Annotated in this window: 15 protein-coding genes; 7 read left to right on the forward strand and 8 right to left on the reverse strand. The window is 45.0% G+C overall.

The window, feature by feature from the left end; all coding sequences use genetic code 11:
* Nucleotides 1–90 precede the first annotated feature (90 nt).
* The 6 genes from CTT30_RS05110 to pspF all read right to left on the reverse strand — a co-directional run bounded on the left by CTT30_RS05110 (nt 91) and on the right by pspF (nt 6,433).
* The gene (locus CTT30_RS05110; protein ID WP_239836699.1) at nt 91–876 is read right to left on the reverse strand and encodes a peptide ABC transporter ATP-binding protein; all 786 of its coding nucleotides are present in this window, start codon (nt 874–876) and stop codon (nt 91–93) included.
* Entirely contained in the window at nt 873–1,871 is a 999-nt protein-coding gene (locus tag CTT30_RS05115; protein ID WP_252036215.1) for a peptide ABC transporter ATP-binding protein, read from the reverse strand. Before CTT30_RS05115 ends, CTT30_RS05110 begins: the two co-directional genes overlap by 4 nt.
* The gene (gene sapC, locus CTT30_RS05120; RefSeq protein WP_252036216.1) at nt 1,871–2,758 is read right to left on the reverse strand and encodes a putrescine export ABC transporter permease SapC; all 888 of its coding nucleotides are present in this window, start codon (nt 2,756–2,758) and stop codon (nt 1,871–1,873) included. The genes CTT30_RS05115 and sapC overlap by 1 nt, the downstream gene beginning before the upstream one ends.
* Nucleotides 2,745–3,707 (reverse strand): ABC transporter permease, encoded by a 963-nt coding sequence (locus CTT30_RS05125; protein WP_239836696.1) that lies wholly within the window; start codon nt 3,705–3,707, stop codon nt 2,745–2,747. The genes sapC and CTT30_RS05125 overlap by 14 nt, the downstream gene beginning before the upstream one ends.
* Nucleotides 3,707–5,326: an ABC transporter substrate-binding protein gene (locus CTT30_RS05130; protein ID WP_239868175.1), complete on the reverse strand. Its 1,620-nt coding sequence runs from the start codon at nt 5,324–5,326 to the stop codon at nt 3,707–3,709. Before CTT30_RS05130 ends, CTT30_RS05125 begins: the two co-directional genes overlap by 1 nt.
* A 108-nt stretch (nt 5,327–5,434) precedes the next feature.
* On the reverse strand, nt 5,435–6,433 hold the full coding sequence (pspF, locus tag CTT30_RS05135) for a phage shock protein operon transcriptional activator (protein ID WP_252036217.1): 999 nt from the start codon (nt 6,431–6,433) through the stop codon (nt 5,435–5,437).
* A 213-nt stretch (nt 6,434–6,646) separates the two neighbouring features.
* Between pspF and pspA the strand changes: the two genes are divergently transcribed.
* The 7 genes from pspA to CTT30_RS05170 all read left to right on the forward strand — a co-directional run bounded on the left by pspA (nt 6,647) and on the right by CTT30_RS05170 (nt 14,081).
* The gene (gene pspA / locus CTT30_RS05140; protein ID WP_239836693.1) at nt 6,647–7,318 is read left to right on the forward strand and encodes a phage shock protein PspA; all 672 of its coding nucleotides are present in this window, start codon (nt 6,647–6,649) and stop codon (nt 7,316–7,318) included.
* Between the two features lie 178 nt (nt 7,319–7,496).
* Nucleotides 7,497–7,730: an envelope stress response membrane protein PspB gene (pspB, locus tag CTT30_RS05145; RefSeq protein ID WP_239836692.1), complete on the forward strand. Its 234-nt coding sequence runs from the start codon at nt 7,497–7,499 to the stop codon at nt 7,728–7,730.
* Nucleotides 7,723–8,112 carry an envelope stress response membrane protein PspC gene (gene pspC / locus CTT30_RS05150; RefSeq protein ID WP_239836691.1) on the forward strand — a complete coding sequence of 130 codons (390 nt, stop codon included), beginning with the start codon at nt 7,723–7,725 and terminating at the stop codon, nt 8,110–8,112. Before pspB ends, pspC begins: the two co-directional genes overlap by 8 nt.
* A gap of 134 nt (nt 8,113–8,246) precedes the next feature.
* Nucleotides 8,247–9,278: an efflux RND transporter periplasmic adaptor subunit gene (locus CTT30_RS05155; RefSeq protein ID WP_252036218.1), complete on the forward strand. Its 1,032-nt coding sequence runs from the start codon at nt 8,247–8,249 to the stop codon at nt 9,276–9,278.
* Between the two features lies 1 nt (nt 9,279).
* Nucleotides 9,280–10,365 (forward strand): efflux RND transporter periplasmic adaptor subunit, encoded by a 1,086-nt coding sequence (locus tag CTT30_RS05160; protein ID WP_252036219.1) that lies wholly within the window; start codon nt 9,280–9,282, stop codon nt 10,363–10,365.
* Nucleotides 10,358–13,459 carry an efflux RND transporter permease subunit gene (locus tag CTT30_RS05165; RefSeq protein WP_252036220.1) on the forward strand — a complete coding sequence of 1,034 codons (3,102 nt, stop codon included), beginning with the start codon at nt 10,358–10,360 and terminating at the stop codon, nt 13,457–13,459. The genes CTT30_RS05160 and CTT30_RS05165 overlap by 8 nt, the downstream gene beginning before the upstream one ends.
* Nucleotides 13,460–13,520: 61 nt before the next feature.
* On the forward strand, nt 13,521–14,081 hold the full coding sequence (locus CTT30_RS05170) for a DNA-3-methyladenine glycosylase I (protein WP_239868191.1): 561 nt from the start codon (nt 13,521–13,523) through the stop codon (nt 14,079–14,081).
* A gap of 15 nt (nt 14,082–14,096) precedes the next feature.
* On the opposite strand, the gene CTT30_RS05175 is transcribed toward CTT30_RS05170, so the two are convergent.
* Both CTT30_RS05175 and CTT30_RS05180 read right to left on the reverse strand, forming a co-directional pair.
* Complete coding sequence (locus CTT30_RS05175; protein ID WP_252036221.1) at nt 14,097–14,957, reverse strand: lipase secretion chaperone; 861 nt, start codon at nt 14,955–14,957, stop codon at nt 14,097–14,099.
* Between the two features lie 10 nt (nt 14,958–14,967).
* On the reverse strand, nt 14,968–15,891 hold the full coding sequence (locus CTT30_RS05180; RefSeq protein WP_442308689.1) for an esterase/lipase family protein: 924 nt from the start codon (nt 15,889–15,891) through the stop codon (nt 14,968–14,970).
* Nucleotides 15,892–15,984: the final 93 nt, after the last annotated feature.

Here is a 15,984-nt window from a genome sequence, read left to right on the forward strand (position 1 = left end):
CTGAGGGCATCTTTTCCCAAGAGATGTCACTACCGTATTGGCTAAGTCAAACAGTGTATGATCCCATTGCAGCCTTGGCAGATGGGATTATTATTTGAAACAGGTTGCTTTGTTGAAGTGACTTTCCACCATGCGTTGAGTAATGATGTTGTCTGGGCAGGTTAACACTTGCTGTGTTTCACCTGCTTCCACTACCTCTCCATCATGCATAACCATCACCTTGTCAGTAATGTGTTTGACAACCCCTAAGTGTTGGGAAACATAGATAAACGATACGCCCATCTCTTCCTGCAATTCTAAGAATAAATTAATAATCTGAGAACGCATGGCCATGTCTAAACCATTTAGTGCTTCATCAGCGATAATAATCGAAGGTTGTAGAATCAACGCACGAGCCAAGCATATGCGCTGCTTTTGGCCTGCAGCTAGCATCTGAGGGTAAAAATAAGCGTGCTCTGGAAGCAGTCCGACCCTAAGCAAAACATCTTTAACGCGCTTCATACGTGCTTCAGGTGTCATACTGGTATTTCGTTTCAAAGGACTTTCAAGAATGCGGCCAATCTGAATACGTGGATTGAGTGACGTATTCGGGTCTTGAAATATCATCCTGATCAATTTGCAACGAGTCGAGTAATCTTTGTGTTCCAAAAGTTCGCCATTGACCCGTATTTCACCACTGGTTGGCTCGATCATTCCCGCAAGCATGCGAGCTAATGTCGACTTTCCTGAACCGTTTTGACCAATAAAACCAATGGTTTGCCCAGCTTCTAATGTAAAGCTGACAGGTTTAACGGCATGGTGGATTTTTTTGCGAAACAAGCCTGAGCGAGTGACAAACTCTTTACTTAGGCCATTAACTTCTAGTAGCGCACTCATGCTTTCTTCTTCTCCATATTCAGAGGGAAGTGGCAGGCAAATTTGTGATTTTTGACTCGTCTAGTGATTGGCATTTCTACGCACTGCCTTTGAGCATAAGGACAACGGGGGCCAAGCCGGCAACCAATGGGCAGATGCTGCAGTGGCGGAATACTACCTGGGAGAGACTGGAGTTTCTCTTTATGAGGAATCCATTCACCGAAATCGGGCATAGCTTTAAGTAAAGCAACGGTATAAGGGTGCTTTGGCTTGGCAAGAATCTTTTTAGTGTCCGCTGACTCAACAGACTGGCCACAGTACATGACGGTAATCCGCGTTGCCCACTGGGTAATGGTTGTCAAGTCATGGCCGATGAGCATGATCGACGTGTTGTTGATCTGATTCATACGACTAAGAAGTCGTAGGATTTGGGATTGAGTGATTGGGTCGAGATCGTTGGTCGGTTCATCGGCAATCAGAAGCTTAGGCTTAGCGGCGATGGCCATCGCAATCATGATCTTTTGACATTCGCCATCCGTCAGCTCATACGGATAGCTTGACATGATTTGTTCGTGGTTTCTGATCCCTACTTTATGAAGTAGAGCAACCGCTTGTTTCTTACGCCATTTAAAGCGCTCCCACCACTTTCCGCTAAAAGAATGAGCGGGGATGGACTCTATCAATTGGCGTCCGACTTCTTCCGAAGGATCCAGACACGTTGAAGGCTCTTGAAAGATCATCGCAATATCACGTGCGATGACTCTGCGACGCTCTTTAGGGGTTAACTGCAGCAAATCCACATTGCCAAGGCGCATTCGGTCGGCTGTTATCTTCCAGTTTTCCTTACAGACTCCAACGATGGCTTTGGCTACCAAACTCTTACCTGAGCCAGATTCTCCCACCAATCCACGAATTTCTCCTTCGTTCATGGTTAGACTCATGCGATCCACTGCCTTCATCAGGCCTTGCGGAGTTTCAATCTCAATCGTTAGGTGGCGAATATCTAGTAACGGCATTATTCGATCCCCGCGTTAAGTGCCTGACGAACGCCTTCACCCACCAAATTAATGACAATCACGATGAACATGATGGCAAGGCCAGGAAGCGTCACTGTCCAAGGTGCTAAATAGATTAATTCAACAGAGTCACCAAGAATCGCACCCCACTCAGTGCTTGGGGTTTGTGCGCCTAAACCAAGGAAGCCCAGTGCAGTAATATCCAAAATCGCGATTGACAGAGCGAGGGTTACCTCAGAAGCAATCACAACCAAAATATTGGGAAGAATGGAGTTCCAGAGCAGATAAAAGTCGTTCGCACCATCAAGGCGAGCAGCCATAATGTAGTCTTTTTCAACTTCAGTATGCACAGCGATATAGACTGAGCGGACGAATCTTGGGATCAAAGCGAGGCATATCGCAAGTAGAATATTAAACTCGCCAAACCCCAAGAAAGCGACAAAAATAATCGCGAGGAGAAGCGATGGAATCGACATGACGGTGTCAAGTAAATGGTTGAGTGTACTTGATAACAATCCTTTGGTCATGCCAGCTAAAATACCAATCAAACAACCCACAATTGTTGCAATGAGTGTGATGATAACAGCAGCGCCGAACGTTAACTGTGATCCCTCAATAAGCCGAGATAGGATATCTCGACCTAGGTCATCAGTACCGAGAAAATATTCGACTGTGCCTGCTGGGTTCCAAGAGGGAGGGACCAGCAGTTCCCCCGTCTGGGCTTGAGGGTCATGAGGAGTTAGCCAAGGAGAAGCTAAAGTGACGACAACAATAAAAACAAGGCACCATAAACCGAACATGGCTAAGCCGTTTGCACGATAGCTGCGCCAGAAACGCTCGAATTGCGTCGGGATTTGTTCTTCTTGATAGATGTTATCGGTTAGCATACCACTCTTTCCTTACTAACGGATTGACCATAGCGCCAACCAAATCTGAAAGAATATTCGCCGTCAACACTAAGGTGGCGACAACAATAACACCAGCCTGAATAGAAACATAATCCTGATTGGAAAGTGCGTCGAGTAACCAGCGACCAATACCCGGCCAGTTAAAGATCGATTCTGTAATGATAGCTAGAGTCAACATACTAGATAGCTGAACGCCTATCTTAGGGATAATCGGCGGTATCGCATTTCTCAGCACGTGTTGAGTGACGATTTTGTGCGTCGATAGACCTTTGATGCGAGCGGCTCGAATATAGTTTTGGCCCATGACTTCGGCAACCGAAGTACGCATTAAGCCAATGACTTGAGTGGTTGGAGCAAGTGCTAACACTAAACAAGGTAGTATCAAGTGCTCTAAAACACTTTGTAGTGCATGAGCGCGATACTCGCCACGCGCAAAGAATGCATCCACGATGGCAAAACCCGTGACATGATCAATTTCATAGAGTAGGTCATAACGGCCAGCGACTGGGAATAGCTCGAAATGCAGTGAGAATGCCATGATCATGAGGAGTGCGACCCAAAAAATCGGTGCGGAGTAACCGGACATTGAGGTAAAGGAAATGGCTGTGTCAATCCACTTGCCTTGCTTCATACCGGCGAGCGTGCCAACTGGGATCCCGATCAGGAGAGAAAGGGCAAAAGCAATCAAACATAATTCCAACGTTGCAGGGAAAACAACAGCGAGTTCATCTGCGATTGGAACACCGCTTTTTGTCATCCCAAAGTTGAGGTGCATCAGCTCGCCAATATAAGTCATCCAACCCGGCCAGAAATCTTGAACGGTCCAAGGAGAATTTGGGTCAAGCCTAAGCAGGCTAAAGCCTACCATGGTTAGGATAAGTAATGTGATGATGAAAAGGTTGATACGTCGAACAGTATAGAGAAACATTATTTGACCCTCTCTACCGCATCAAAAGGTTGTGCGTTAAATGGACTCACTTTAAACCCTTGTAATGAAGCATCATAAGCTTGGAACTGCATACCATGGCTAAGTGGAATCACCGGAAATTCTTCGTTGAGAATGTTTTGTGCCTGTTTATACAAGTTAAGACGGTAACGTGGCTTATCGACTTCCAGTGCAAGGTCGAGTAGGAAATCGAAATCAGCATTACACCAGCTGGAGACATTCAAGCCCACTCGTTTTGAATCACACGATAGTAATGGTCGGAGGAAATTATCTGGGTCACCTGTATTGGCAATCCAGCCTGTAAGGTACAGATCGATGTTGGTGTTGCTGGCGACGTCAGTGCGATCATAGCGATCATCTGTCAGTAGGTTAAGTGTAATGCCGATATCTGCTAAGTTTGCTTGGATAAGCTCAGCCGTTTTACGAGGGCTTGGGTTGTAAGCACGTGGCTCAAGAGGGACTGACATGGTCAACTCCAGCCCTTTATCGAATCCTGCTTCTTTAATTAATGCAATCGCGTAATTACGGTCGTAACGAATTTGCACACTGTCTTTGAGATAAGCCCAAGAGCTGGGAGGGAGCACCGAATAGGCCTGACTACCGGTGCCGTAGTAAACGGATTCGAGAATGTTTTGGCGATTAATGGCGTAGTTAAGAGCTTTACGAACTCTAGGGTCATTAAGTGCTGGGTGAGTGGTATTGACGGCAATGAATGAAATATTCATCGCGGGTTTAGCCATTAGTTTAATATCGCTTTGTTGTTTAATAATGGGGATCTGACTCGATAATGGCGAGTTGAGTACATCACACTCATTACGAAGTAGCTTGGCTAAAGTGCCTGTACCTCGGTGAGAAATATCAAATACCACTTGAGCCATCTTAGGTTTGCCTTTCCAGTACCCATTGTGACGTTTGAGCCTGACGAGGTCATTGACCTGATAATCATCAAGATAAAATGGACCGGTTCCAACAGGGTGGCTGTCGAGCATGGCTTTGTTATCGCTCAGCGTAAGTTGGCTAGCGTACTCTGCAGAGTGGATAACTGCATGGCTAGTGGCGATATTGGACAGAAACGTATTGTCTGGTCGGCTTAGGGTGAAACGGACTTGATATGGTGAGATAGCCCGAACATCAACGAGTAGGTTTTGAAAATCGATCCCGCTAAACCAAGGGTAGAGGCCACTTCCAACATAATGATAAGGATGGGAATTGTCGATGATTCGACGGAAGCTGAACACTACATCTTCAGCATTCATGGCTCGGCTGGGCGTAAACCAAGCGGTATTTTGGAATTGAGCGTCTTTGCGCAGGTTAAACGTATATTCTGTGCCGGATTTGTTAACGGACCAGCTGGTCGCAAGGTTGGCAATAGGTTTGAAATTGTTCGAGTCTAGCGTCAGCAAAGTATCAAATAGCTGAGGGCTAAGAGTTTCAGACGTAATGCCGCTATCAACCAATTGAGGGTTAAAGCTGGTTGGACCGCCTTGACCACAGTAGACGAAACCACTTTGGCGAATTTTATTGTGATCAAGCTCTTCACCACAGCCTGTAAGCAAGGTGATGCTGAAGATACTTAATGTCAGTTGAATGAATGCTTTCATAGAAGAACAATTGCCAGAGACAAAGCATAATAGAACTCACCATTATGCCTTAATATCTCAGTAATTTACCATTATTAGTTTATGGTTTTTAAAATAACCTATACGCACTCAGGAAAGATTCGAGAGGTCGTACTTTCTGATCATCCCTCTTAGCTGATGATAGCTCAGGCCAAGCATATCGGCTGCCTTCCGTTGGTTAAATTTGCTCTCTTCAAGGGCCGCTTTCAGCAGGCGAATATCTTGGCTTTCCTGCCACGCTTTGTAGTCCATTGGAAAATGAAAGGTTGGTTGGTCTGGTAATGGTTGTGATTGAAGAGAAACGGGCTCAGGTTCTGTTTGCCACTGTGTTGCAAACGGGTCGAATATCAATTGTTTGATTGGCTCATCTTGCTGACCATGCTGATAAACCGCCCTTTCTATCACATTTTTAAGTTCACGGACGTTTCCGGGCCATTGATAGTCAAGCAGTGCTTGCTGAGCATCAGGAGAGAAACCAACGAAGTAGTCAAAGTTCAACTCTCGACACATCTTGATGGCGTAATATTCCGCTAACAGCAGAATGTCTTCTTGGCGTTCTCGAAGTGGAGGTAAATGAATGACATCGAAAGCAAGCCTGTCAAGCAGATCTGCTCGAAACTTACCGTCCTCAGCCATTGTCGGCAGATCGGCGTTAGTCGCGCAGATCAGCCGCACATTGGCGTTAAGCAATTGGTGCCCACCAACGCGTTCATATTGGCCGTATTCAATCACTCGTAATAGCTTTTCCTGCACCAGCAATGGAGCGGTGGCGAGCTCATCGAGAAAGAGGGTGCCATTTTCAGCTCGTTCAAAGCGCCCCTTGTGACGTCCTTTTGAACCAGTAAAAGCGCCTTGCTCATGGCCGAATAACTCTGAGTCGATCAGGCCTTCGCTCAAGGTAGAGCAATTGAGGGAAATTAGTGGCTGATCCCAACGTTTTGATAGGTAATGGAGGCGTTGAGCAATCAGTTCTTTACCTGTCCCTCGTTCACCAATGATCAGAATAGGACGTTCTATGGCTGCGAGTTTGGAGACCTTGTCTAGTATCGTCAGGAAAGCTGGTGACTCGCCAATGAGATTTTGTTGCATGAAAACACTCCAATGGTGAAATTTACCTATTGTTAGCTAAATTCATCATAGATAAGTTCGAATTACAATGGTAGTTTTCGTAAGTGTTTGTTTTGTATTTATTTATAAGTTGGCACGTATCTTGGTTATTGAATAAGTAAGTGAAACCTACAATGAACATCAGATGTAACCAAGTCGCGATAATGTGATTGATTACAGGATAAGGAGTTAAATATGGGTATTTTTTCTCGTTTTGCCGACATCGTAAACTCAAACATTAGTGCCTTATTAGATAAAGCGGAAGATCCTGAAAAAATGATTCGTCTTATTATTCAGGAAATGGAAGATACATTAGTCGAAGTTCGTACGAATTCGGCCAAGGCGATTGCTGATAAAAAAGAGTTGGCACGTAAAGTTGAATCTCTTGAAGGCCAAATTAGCGATTGGCAAGAGAAAGCTACACTAGCTCTGACCAAGCAGCGTGAGGATTTGGCTCGTGCAGCTTTAATTGAAAAGCAAAAACTGCAAGATATGTTGAAAGGTTTGCATACTGAGCAAACATTAGTGGAAGAAACGATTGAAAAGCTCACCGGCGAAATCAGTAAGCTTGAAAGTAAAATCACCGAAACACGTGCTAAGCAGCAAGCACTTGCTATTCGTTCTCAAGCGGCTTCGAACCGACGTGATGTGCAAAAGCATTTACATACGGCGCGTACATCTGAAGCAATGGCAAAGTTCGAGCAATACACTCGTAAGATAGATGAACTGGAAGCAGAAGCAGATGTATATGCTAAGTCCGGTAATTCGAAATCCTTAGATCAGGAATTTGCTGAGCTGCAAGCGCAAGACGAGATTGAACAAGAGCTTGAAAATTTGAAAAAACAGATGAACGAAAAAAAGTCATAAAAGTCGAGATCTGAAGGTGCACAGGTCAGGTGGGTCGCACCTGACCTCATCAAAACCAATTTATGGTTTTTCCAATATTTTCGAAGTTCTTAGTTTTATTTAATTGATTTTATAACAGCTTGCGGCAGAGTAGAGGTGTACTCGTGTGAAACTGTTGTCTATTTATTAGGAGTCATTTATGTCGTCATTTCTTATTGCAGGACCACTGATTGTCTTTCTGATTTTCGTCGCTCCACTATGGTTAATACTTCATTATCGTAGCAAGAAGAAAACGGCAAGTGGTCTATCAGAAGATGATTTCCAGAGATTACAAACCTTGTCAGAAAAAGCAGAACAGATGCAAAAGCGTGTGGACACGTTAGAGCGTATTCTTGATGCTGAAACCCCTAACTGGAGACGCCGATATGAATAAGCGAGAGCTGTACCGCGATACCGTTAATGGTAAGATTTCAGGTGTTTGTGCAGGCTTAGCTAATTACTTTGGTACTGAAGTTTGGTTGATTCGAATCTTAGTGATCTCTGCTGCACTTCTTGGTGGCAGCTTCTTGGTGTTGTTGGCCTATATCGCGATGACTTTCATGCTTGAAAAACAACCTGCTAATTATGTTGAATCTCTTAAAATGGAGCAGGAACACAAGTTGAAAAGTAAACCATGGCAACAAGGTCAGGCTCCTGGGGCATTGCTAGAAACGCTTGAGAAAGATTTTGATGGCCTTGAAAATCAAATTCGTGGCCTAGAGGCGTATGTCACCTCCGATACGTTTAAAGTTGATCGAGAGTTTAAAAGTTTATAGTTCGATAATGAGAACCGCCACTATGTTTTGTTAGCAAATTATTAATTTTAATAATAATTTACTGGTATGTGTCTGGCAGTCGCGTAATCATTCATCTATCTTTGTAACTAAAAGTGACAAATGGATGTTTGACTATGCACAAGAATTTTGTGCTTCTCGCCATAGCTGCAACATTAGGTGGCTGTGGTAAGGAGCTCCCTCCTGTTCCTGAACCCGAATCCAGACCAGCAAAACTCTTTACCGTTTCGGTTGGCAACGCACAGTTTGAAAGACATTTTCCCGCCACATCCGAAGCTGGTGACAAAGCGATTTTAGCTTTCCGAGTACCCGGACAACTTCAGTCTATCGATGTCCTTTCGGGCCAACCTGTGAGCAAAGGTGAAGCCCTTGCCTCCCTAAACCCAGATGAATATTCCTTATTAGCTAAGCAGGCAGAAGCGCAGTACCGCCTCGCGGATGTTCAGTTTGAACGTTATAAAAAACTGCGTGTTGATAAGGTAGTTTCAGAGCAAGATTTTGATCAAGCTAAAGCGAACCTTAACTCTGCCAAAGCCACATTAGAACAAGCCCGTGCCAATCTTCGTTATACCAAGTTGGTTGCACCTTATGATGGCACGATTTCACTGATTACGGCTGATAACTACGAATACATTGCTGCTAAGCAAGGTGTAATGAATATTCAGACGAATCAGTTAATGAAAGTACAATTCCAGCTCCCTGACCACCTGTTGAATCGCTTTGCAAGCGGCATCAACCTGACTGCAACTATGAAATTTGATGCTTTTCCTGAGAGCCGCTATGAGCTGACTTTTCAGGAAGTAGATACGGAGGCCGATCCTAAAACGGGCTCTTACAAGGTCACCATGGTCATGGCACGCCCAACAGATACCGGAATTTTGCCGGGTATGGCGGGGGAGGTGCATGTCAAAATTGATTCAGAAGGAGCGACACGGATTCCTAATGCAGCAATATTTAACGAAAACGGAAAAACTTGTGTTTGGCGTGTAGCACACAATGGCGTAGTGGAAAAAGCTTCCATTGTGTTGAACAACAAGCGTGAAGTTAAGAGTGGTTTAAATGATGGTGATCAGATCATCATTTCTGGTGTCAGTGGCATTGAACCCGGGACCAAAGTGAGGGAGTGGATCAAGGAGCGAGGATTGTAATATGAAGCAATGGATTAGCCTCATCGTGCTCTCAACAGCTGTCATTCTTGTAGGCTGCGGTGGTGATAGTGAATACGTTGACTTTGGCCCCCCTAAAGTCAAAATCATAGAAATAGACAGTGGTATCCCAAAGGAGCACTTATATTTCCCTGCTGTCGCCAATGCCGCTGAGCGCTCTCATTTAAGTTTTCGGGTAGCGGGTGAAATCAGTGAGCTCAACGTTAAAGAAGGCGATCAGGTAAAAAAAGGCGATGTGCTTGCGAAGCTGGATCCGACAGATTACAAGCTTGATGTTGATAACGCATCGGCAAAGTTTAGTGTTATCGATAGCCAATATAGACGTTCTAAGCCTCTTGTCGATAAAGGCCTGCTGGCCAAGTCGCAATTTGATGAGATTGCCGCCAATCGTCAGATAGCCTACTCAGAGCTGAAGTTAGCGCAGTTGAGGCTATCTTTCACTAAGTTGCTGGCGCCTGTCGATGGCATCATTTCCCGAGTGAATGTCGAGCAATTTGAAAACATTCAAGTCGGTCAGCAAATCGTGAATATTCATAGTCTCGATAGTGTTGAAGTGCTCATACAGTTGCCAGATCGTCTATACGTCAACCAGCCGGATCAAGAAACCCTATCGCGTATTGAGGCTCTGGTTAAAGTACCAAGTGGTAACGAATACTCGGCCTCAATTAAAGAATTTACGACTGAACCTGACCCAGCCACAAGGACGTTTACCGTAACTTTGTCACTTCCTATGCCTGAGGAAGAGTTCATCCTTGACGGTATGGCCGTTGAAGTTACGTCCAAAAGTAATGATATTGGTCTGAACTTGAATACTGGTGTTTTGGTTCCTATAGAAGCGGTATTCAATGCAGATGGTGATGAGATTGACCGACTTAACAGGTTTGTTTGGGTGCTAAACGATGATAATACCGTTGCCAAACAAGCTGTGACGATTGGCAAAATGACGAAAGAAGCGTTGCAAATCCTAGAGGGGCTCGAGAGCAAACAAAAAGTTGTCGTGGCGGGAATTTCCCGATTAAGAGAAGGGGTGAAAGTGGAAATCGTAAAGCAGGAGGCAGGCAATGAGTGATCAAAATAACCCACTGTCTCAGAAAGACCAAGATGTGACTGGTATCGCTGCATATTTCATTCGCAACCGTGTCATCAGTTGGATGATTTCATTAATTTTCTTGATTGGTGGTGTAGCCGCTTTCTTTGGTTTAGGCCGTCTCGAAGATCCTGCTTTCACGATCAAAGATGCCATGGTGGTGACATCCTATCCAGGGGCGACACCTCAGCAAGTCGAGGAAGAAGTGACTTACCCAATCGAAAAGGCCATTCAGCAACTGACTTATGTTGATGAAGTTAATTCGATCTCCAGCCGAGGTTTATCTCAAATTACCGTGACCATGAAAAATAACTATGGTCCTGATGATTTACCGCAGATTTGGGATGAATTACGCCGTAAGGTCAATGACCTTAAAGGTCAGTTTCCTCCCGGAGTGAATGATCCAAAGGTCATTGACGATTTTGGTGATGTTTACGGTATTTTACTTGCCGTCACAGGAGAAGGTTACAGTTACAAGGAGTTACTCGATTATGTTGACTATTTGAGGCGTGAATTAGAGTTGGTAGAGGGGGTCAGTAAAGTCTCTGTTTCTGGCCAGCAACAAGAGCAAGTCTTCATTGAGATTTCGATGAAGCGTTTGAGTAGTTTAGGTTTGGCTCCTAATACCGTGTTTAATTTGCTCTCAACTCAAAATGTGGTCTCGGATGCCGGTGCAATTCGGATCGGTGATGAGTACATCCGTATCCAACCAACGGGTGAGTTCCAGAATGTTGACCAGCTAGGAGACTTGATCATTACTGAAAGTGGTGCCCAAGGATTAATTTATCTGCGTGACGTTGCGGAAATCAAACGCGGTTACATCGACGTACCGGACAATATTATTACTTTTAATGGCAAGTTAGCGCTCAATCTCGGTGTTTCTTTTGCGCAAGGCGTTAACGTGGTTGAGGTAGGTAAGCGCTTTGCCCGTCGCCTTGCCGAACTAAAGTACCAACAACCTGTGGGAGTTGGGATCTCTGAAATCTACAGTCAGCCAAAAGAAGTCGACAAATCAGTGAGTGGCTTTGTCGTTAGTTTGGGGCAAGCGGTCGCGATCGTTATTATCGTTTTACTGTTCTTTATGGGGCTACGCTCCGGCTTACTTATTGGCTTGATTCTGCTCCTTACCGTGTTGGGTACATTTATCTTTATGAAGTACTTTGCAATCGACCTGCAACGCATCTCGTTGGGAGCATTGGTGATTGCGCTCGGTATGCTGGTGGACAATGCGATTGTAGTGGTTGAAGGAATACTCATCGGGACCCAGAAAGGCCGAACAAGAATGCAGGCGGCGACTGATATCGTGACTCAGACTAAATGGCCATTGCTTGGTGCTACCGTCATCGCCGTGACTGCCTTTGCCCCTATTGGGTTGTCTGAGGATGCGACAGGTGAGTATTGTGGTACTTTGTTCACGGTACTATTAATCTCACTCATGCTCAGTTGGTTCACTGCGATTTCGTTGACGCCTTTTTTTGCTGATATCTTCTTTAAAGGGCAAAAAATCAAAGGGGGTGGCGAAGGCAGTGACCCCTACAACGGTATGATCTTTGTGCTATACAAGGGGTTTCTAGAGTTTTGTATGAAGCGGGCTTGGCTAACGGTTGTGGTTATGATTGTTGGTCTTGCGGCAAGTATCTATGGCTTTACTTTCGTTAAGCAGTCGTTTTTCCCATCGTCAACAACGCCTATGTTCCAAGCCGATATCTGGTTACCAGAAGGGACCGATATTCGTGCAACCAACACCAAGCTTAAAGCTTTGGAATCTTGGCTGTCAGATCAAGACGGAGTTGAGCATATAACTACGACAGCAGGTAAAGGTTTGCAACGTTTCATGCTGACTTATGCGCCAGAGAAAAGCTACGCTGCCTATGGTGAAATCACCACTCGAGTCGAGAATTATGAGCAACTTGCGGATTTGATGTCTAATTTTCGAGCGCATGTTGAAGCCAACTTCCCAGAGATCAATTACAAGCTCAAGCAAATTGAACTCGGCCCTGGCGGCGGAGCTAAAATTGAGGCACGTATCATTGGGTCTGACCCAACTATCCTTAGAGGGATTGCCAGACAAGTTGAAGATATCATGCATGCGGACCCTGGAGCGACGAACATCCGCCATGATTGGCGTGAACGTACTAAAGTGTTAGAGCCGCAGTTTAACGAAGGACAAGCTCGCCGTTACGGCATCACTAAATCAGATGTTGACGAGTTCCTTGCAATGTCTTTCTCAGGTAAATCAGTCGGGGTATATCGTGACGGTACAACGTTAATGCCAATTGTTGCTCGATTGCCAGAAGAAGAGCGTGTCGATATTCGCAATATTGAGGGCATGAAAATTTGGAGCCCAGCGTTAAGTGAATATATCCCTTTGCAGCAAGTGACATTAGGCTACGACATGCGCTGGGAAGACCCGATTATAGTACGTAAGAATCGTAAGCGTATATTGACGGTTATGGCTGATCCTGACTTGTTGGGAGAGGAAACGGCTTCGACATTGCAAAAGCGTTTACAGCCTTTGATTGAAGCCATCGAACTGCCATCTGGTTATGCGTTGGAGTGGGGGGGGGAGTATGAATCCTCTGGCGATGCGCAGGCCTCACTGTTCACTACCATGCCAATGGGCTATTTATTTATGTTCTTAGTCACAGTGTTCTTGTTCAACACTGTTAAAGAGCCGCTCATCGTCTGGTTGACAGTGCCACTGGCAATTATCGGTGTCACAACAGGGCTGTTGGTTTTGGATACCCCATTTGGTTTCATGGCATTACTCGGTTTTCTTAGCTTGTCAGGCATGCTGCTGAAAAATGGCATCGTATTGCTCGATCAGATTGAAATTGAAATGAAGTCAGGCAAAGACCCATATTTAGCTGTTGTCGAGGCATCTCTAAGCCGTGTGCGACCTGTTTGCATGGCAGCAATCACGACTATTTTGGGCATGATCCCACTGTTACCGGATATCTTCTTCAAACCCATGGCGGTTACCATCATGTTTGGTTTGGGATTTGCGACCGTACTGACACTTATTGTCGTGCCAGTGTTGTATCGTATCTTCCACAAAGTGACAGTGCCAAACTGATTCAACTAAGATCGAAGACGTCCCTGACTTTGTTGGGGGCGTTTTATTTAAGGAGAAAGCAATGGATACCACTTGCGCATGGGCAATGAATCATGAACTTGAGCGTGAATACCACGATAAAGAGTGGGGCGTTCCGGTTTATGACGATAAGGTATTGTTCGAGTTTATTACGTTAGAGGGTGCTCAAGCAGGACTGAGTTGGATAACCATATTAAAGAAGCGAGAAGGTTACCGACAGGCTTTTGATGATTATGACTTAGATAAGTTGGCGGCATACGATGATGAACATGCGGAACATATCGTAGAAAGTTATGATGTGGTCAAGCACAGAGGAAAAATCAAATCAGTGTTCAGCAACGCGCGGGCGGCTAAAGCTCTTATCGAAGAATATGGCAGCTTATCGAAGGCGTTATGGCAGTTTGTAGATGGTAAGCCTAAGGTCAACCAGTGGCAGGATATGAGCGAAGTGCCAGCCTCGACAGAGCAGTCAAAAGCCATGAGCAAATTCCTGAAAAAGAAAGGCTTTAAGTTTGTAGGTGAGACCATTTGCTATGCGTTTATGCAGGCTGTAGGCATGGTTGACGATCATATGGTGAATTGCCCCAAGAAACCTAGATACTAGTGACGTAGGGGCATGCTATGGCGATAAGTTTTGATCATGGATGCGTTCCAGTGCTTCGACTCTGCGCCACTGTACGGTGTCAAAGCTTTGCTCTCTTAGGTAAGCTATCTGGGTTTGCTTTGCGGCATCCGATAAAGTGTTGTCAGCCAGTATTTCATTTCGCTGCGCCAAATAGCTATCCAGTTGAGAATTAAACTGCTCGCGTTTCTCGTCGAGTTTACTTAGCCTGCCCGCAGCCTCTTCCCCAACCAACTCGACACGGGTGAGGTGTTTATCTTGTGCTTCCATCTGCTCACTGTGGTTGAGCCCTATAATGAGCTGGTTATTGCGTTCTGCTTGCTGAATGTAATCAGGTTGTTCGGCTAAGGTCTCTTCTAACCATTGCGCTTGCGACTCCGCATCCAAGTTTTGATTGGCTATCGCAAGCTTATCGATCGCGAGCTGGCGTAATCGATTTTCTTCACCAAACAATGTCTGTATCTGTTCGTCAGTAAAATACTGACTTTGCAGCGCCATAATCTGCTGATGAAGCTGCTCTAAGTCGGTCAAGGTAATTTGCTGTGAGGTTATAGACTCCAGAGTTTCTAGTTCTGTTTTGTATTGTAAATAGGTCTCGAAAAGTGCTTCATCGACGACTAGCCCTTGTTGGTCTTTAGGAAGACTTTGTATCCGAGCTTTAATTTGGTCTAATTGCTGTTCTCCTAAGCTGCTTAACGCGTAATCAAACAAATCTCGACTTGAGGAGGTATCGATCTGGGTATCTCGTTGGGATTGCGATTGATTTGTAATTTCTTCACTGCCTTGATTGATAAAATAGACCGCTCCGAGGCTCATCAAGGCGATCATCATTGTCGTTATTAGAGCGGTCTTTTTCATCTTTTATTTCCTATAAGCCTTGCAGCTTCAGGCGATTAGCATGTTGACGATAAAGGGTGACTGGGTCTGTTTCAAATAAATGATGAATACCGAGCAATCCATTTATTTCATCCAGATGGTTCATCTTGTAATCGTCGCGAATAACTTGCCCTAAGTGAGTGCTACACGCCCCAACAAGACCATCATTTGGCTCGTCAAATGCTAGACCAAGAATCATCATTGCAGCGTCAGTCGGGTCAAAGATGTTAGAAAAAGTGGATGAACCCGTCCAAGAATAGTAGTACACACCGTTATCAGCTAATAAATCGCCATTGCCACATTCAGTGTCGGGAATACCCTCCGGGTAGTGTTGATTGAACGCAAGTGAGCCTTCGGTCGTTAAGGCATCCAAAGAGGCAAGAGGATCTTGATCAAGGTCACTGCCACCAGACAATAGATTAATCAGTGTCGTTAGCCCTTCAGCCAGTTTTACCGCTAAAGCTTCTAACCCAGATCCTTCAGGCACCGTACCGCGAACGAGGTCAGCTACTTTAGAACCTTTATTGACACCACCGATGCTGGTCACAGAGGCGATAAGATCTGGCCTGACAGAAGCCACATAGCGCGCTGTTGGACCGCCATGACTATGACCGATTAAGTTGACTTTTGCTGCGCCTGTTGCCGCAAGTAAAGTTTCAACTTGTTCTAGCAACTGCTCGCCTCGAACTTCTGAGCTATTCGTCGCAGAGACCTGAGCAACGTAAACACTTGCTCCGTCTTTGGTTAAAGCGTGAGGAATGCCGTAGAAATAGTCCACGCCAGCTAATGTATCAAAACCGAATAACCCATGGACAAGAACAATAGGGTGTTGAGTTTGTGTGTAACCGCTAGCACTGGACGCACTAGTGGTTGCTGATAGCCCTAAGCTGAAGATACAGAGCGCAGCAAGTATCAGTTTGTGTTTCAAAGTTTAGCTCCTTCTGGTTTGACCTCTGATGAGTAAATAAACAGTAGATTAGAAAATGAGCTATAAGAAATATGAATATAA

The organism is Vibrio coralliilyticus (assembly GCF_024449095.1).
In the GTDB taxonomy this organism is placed as follows: Bacteria; Pseudomonadota; Gammaproteobacteria; order Enterobacterales; family Vibrionaceae; genus Vibrio; species Vibrio coralliilyticus_A.

What these genes read in the sequence shown, in the direction of transcription:
- CTT30_RS05110 (WP_239836699.1), bottom strand. Translation starts at nt 876, where the DNA reads ATGAGTGCGCTACTAGAAGTTAATGGCCTAAGTAAAGAGTTTGTCACT.
- CTT30_RS05115 (WP_252036215.1), bottom strand. Translation starts at nt 1,871, where the DNA reads ATGCCGTTACTAGATATTCGCCACCTAACGATTGAGATTGAAACTCCG.
- sapC (WP_252036216.1), bottom strand. Translation starts at nt 2,758, where the DNA reads ATGCTAACCGATAACATCTATCAAGAAGAACAAATCCCGACGCAATTC.
- CTT30_RS05125 (WP_239836696.1), bottom strand. Translation starts at nt 3,707, where the DNA reads ATGTTTCTCTATACTGTTCGACGTATCAACCTTTTCATCATCACATTA.
- CTT30_RS05130 (WP_239868175.1), bottom strand. Translation starts at nt 5,326, where the DNA reads ATGAAAGCATTCATTCAACTGACATTAAGTATCTTCAGCATCACCTTG.
- pspF (WP_252036217.1), bottom strand. Translation starts at nt 6,433, where the DNA reads ATGCAACAAAATCTCATTGGCGAGTCACCAGCTTTCCTGACGATACTA.
- pspA (WP_239836693.1), top strand. Translation starts at nt 6,647, where the DNA reads ATGGGTATTTTTTCTCGTTTTGCCGACATCGTAAACTCAAACATTAGT.
- pspB (WP_239836692.1), top strand. Translation starts at nt 7,497, where the DNA reads ATGTCGTCATTTCTTATTGCAGGACCACTGATTGTCTTTCTGATTTTC.
- pspC (WP_239836691.1), top strand. Translation starts at nt 7,723, where the DNA reads ATGAATAAGCGAGAGCTGTACCGCGATACCGTTAATGGTAAGATTTCA.
- CTT30_RS05155 (WP_252036218.1), top strand. Translation starts at nt 8,247, where the DNA reads ATGCACAAGAATTTTGTGCTTCTCGCCATAGCTGCAACATTAGGTGGC.
- CTT30_RS05160 (WP_252036219.1), top strand. Translation starts at nt 9,280, where the DNA reads ATGAAGCAATGGATTAGCCTCATCGTGCTCTCAACAGCTGTCATTCTT.
- CTT30_RS05165 (WP_252036220.1), top strand. Translation starts at nt 10,358, where the DNA reads ATGAGTGATCAAAATAACCCACTGTCTCAGAAAGACCAAGATGTGACT.
- CTT30_RS05170 (WP_239868191.1), top strand. Translation starts at nt 13,521, where the DNA reads ATGGATACCACTTGCGCATGGGCAATGAATCATGAACTTGAGCGTGAA.
- CTT30_RS05175 (WP_252036221.1), bottom strand. Translation starts at nt 14,957, where the DNA reads ATGAAAAAGACCGCTCTAATAACGACAATGATGATCGCCTTGATGAGC.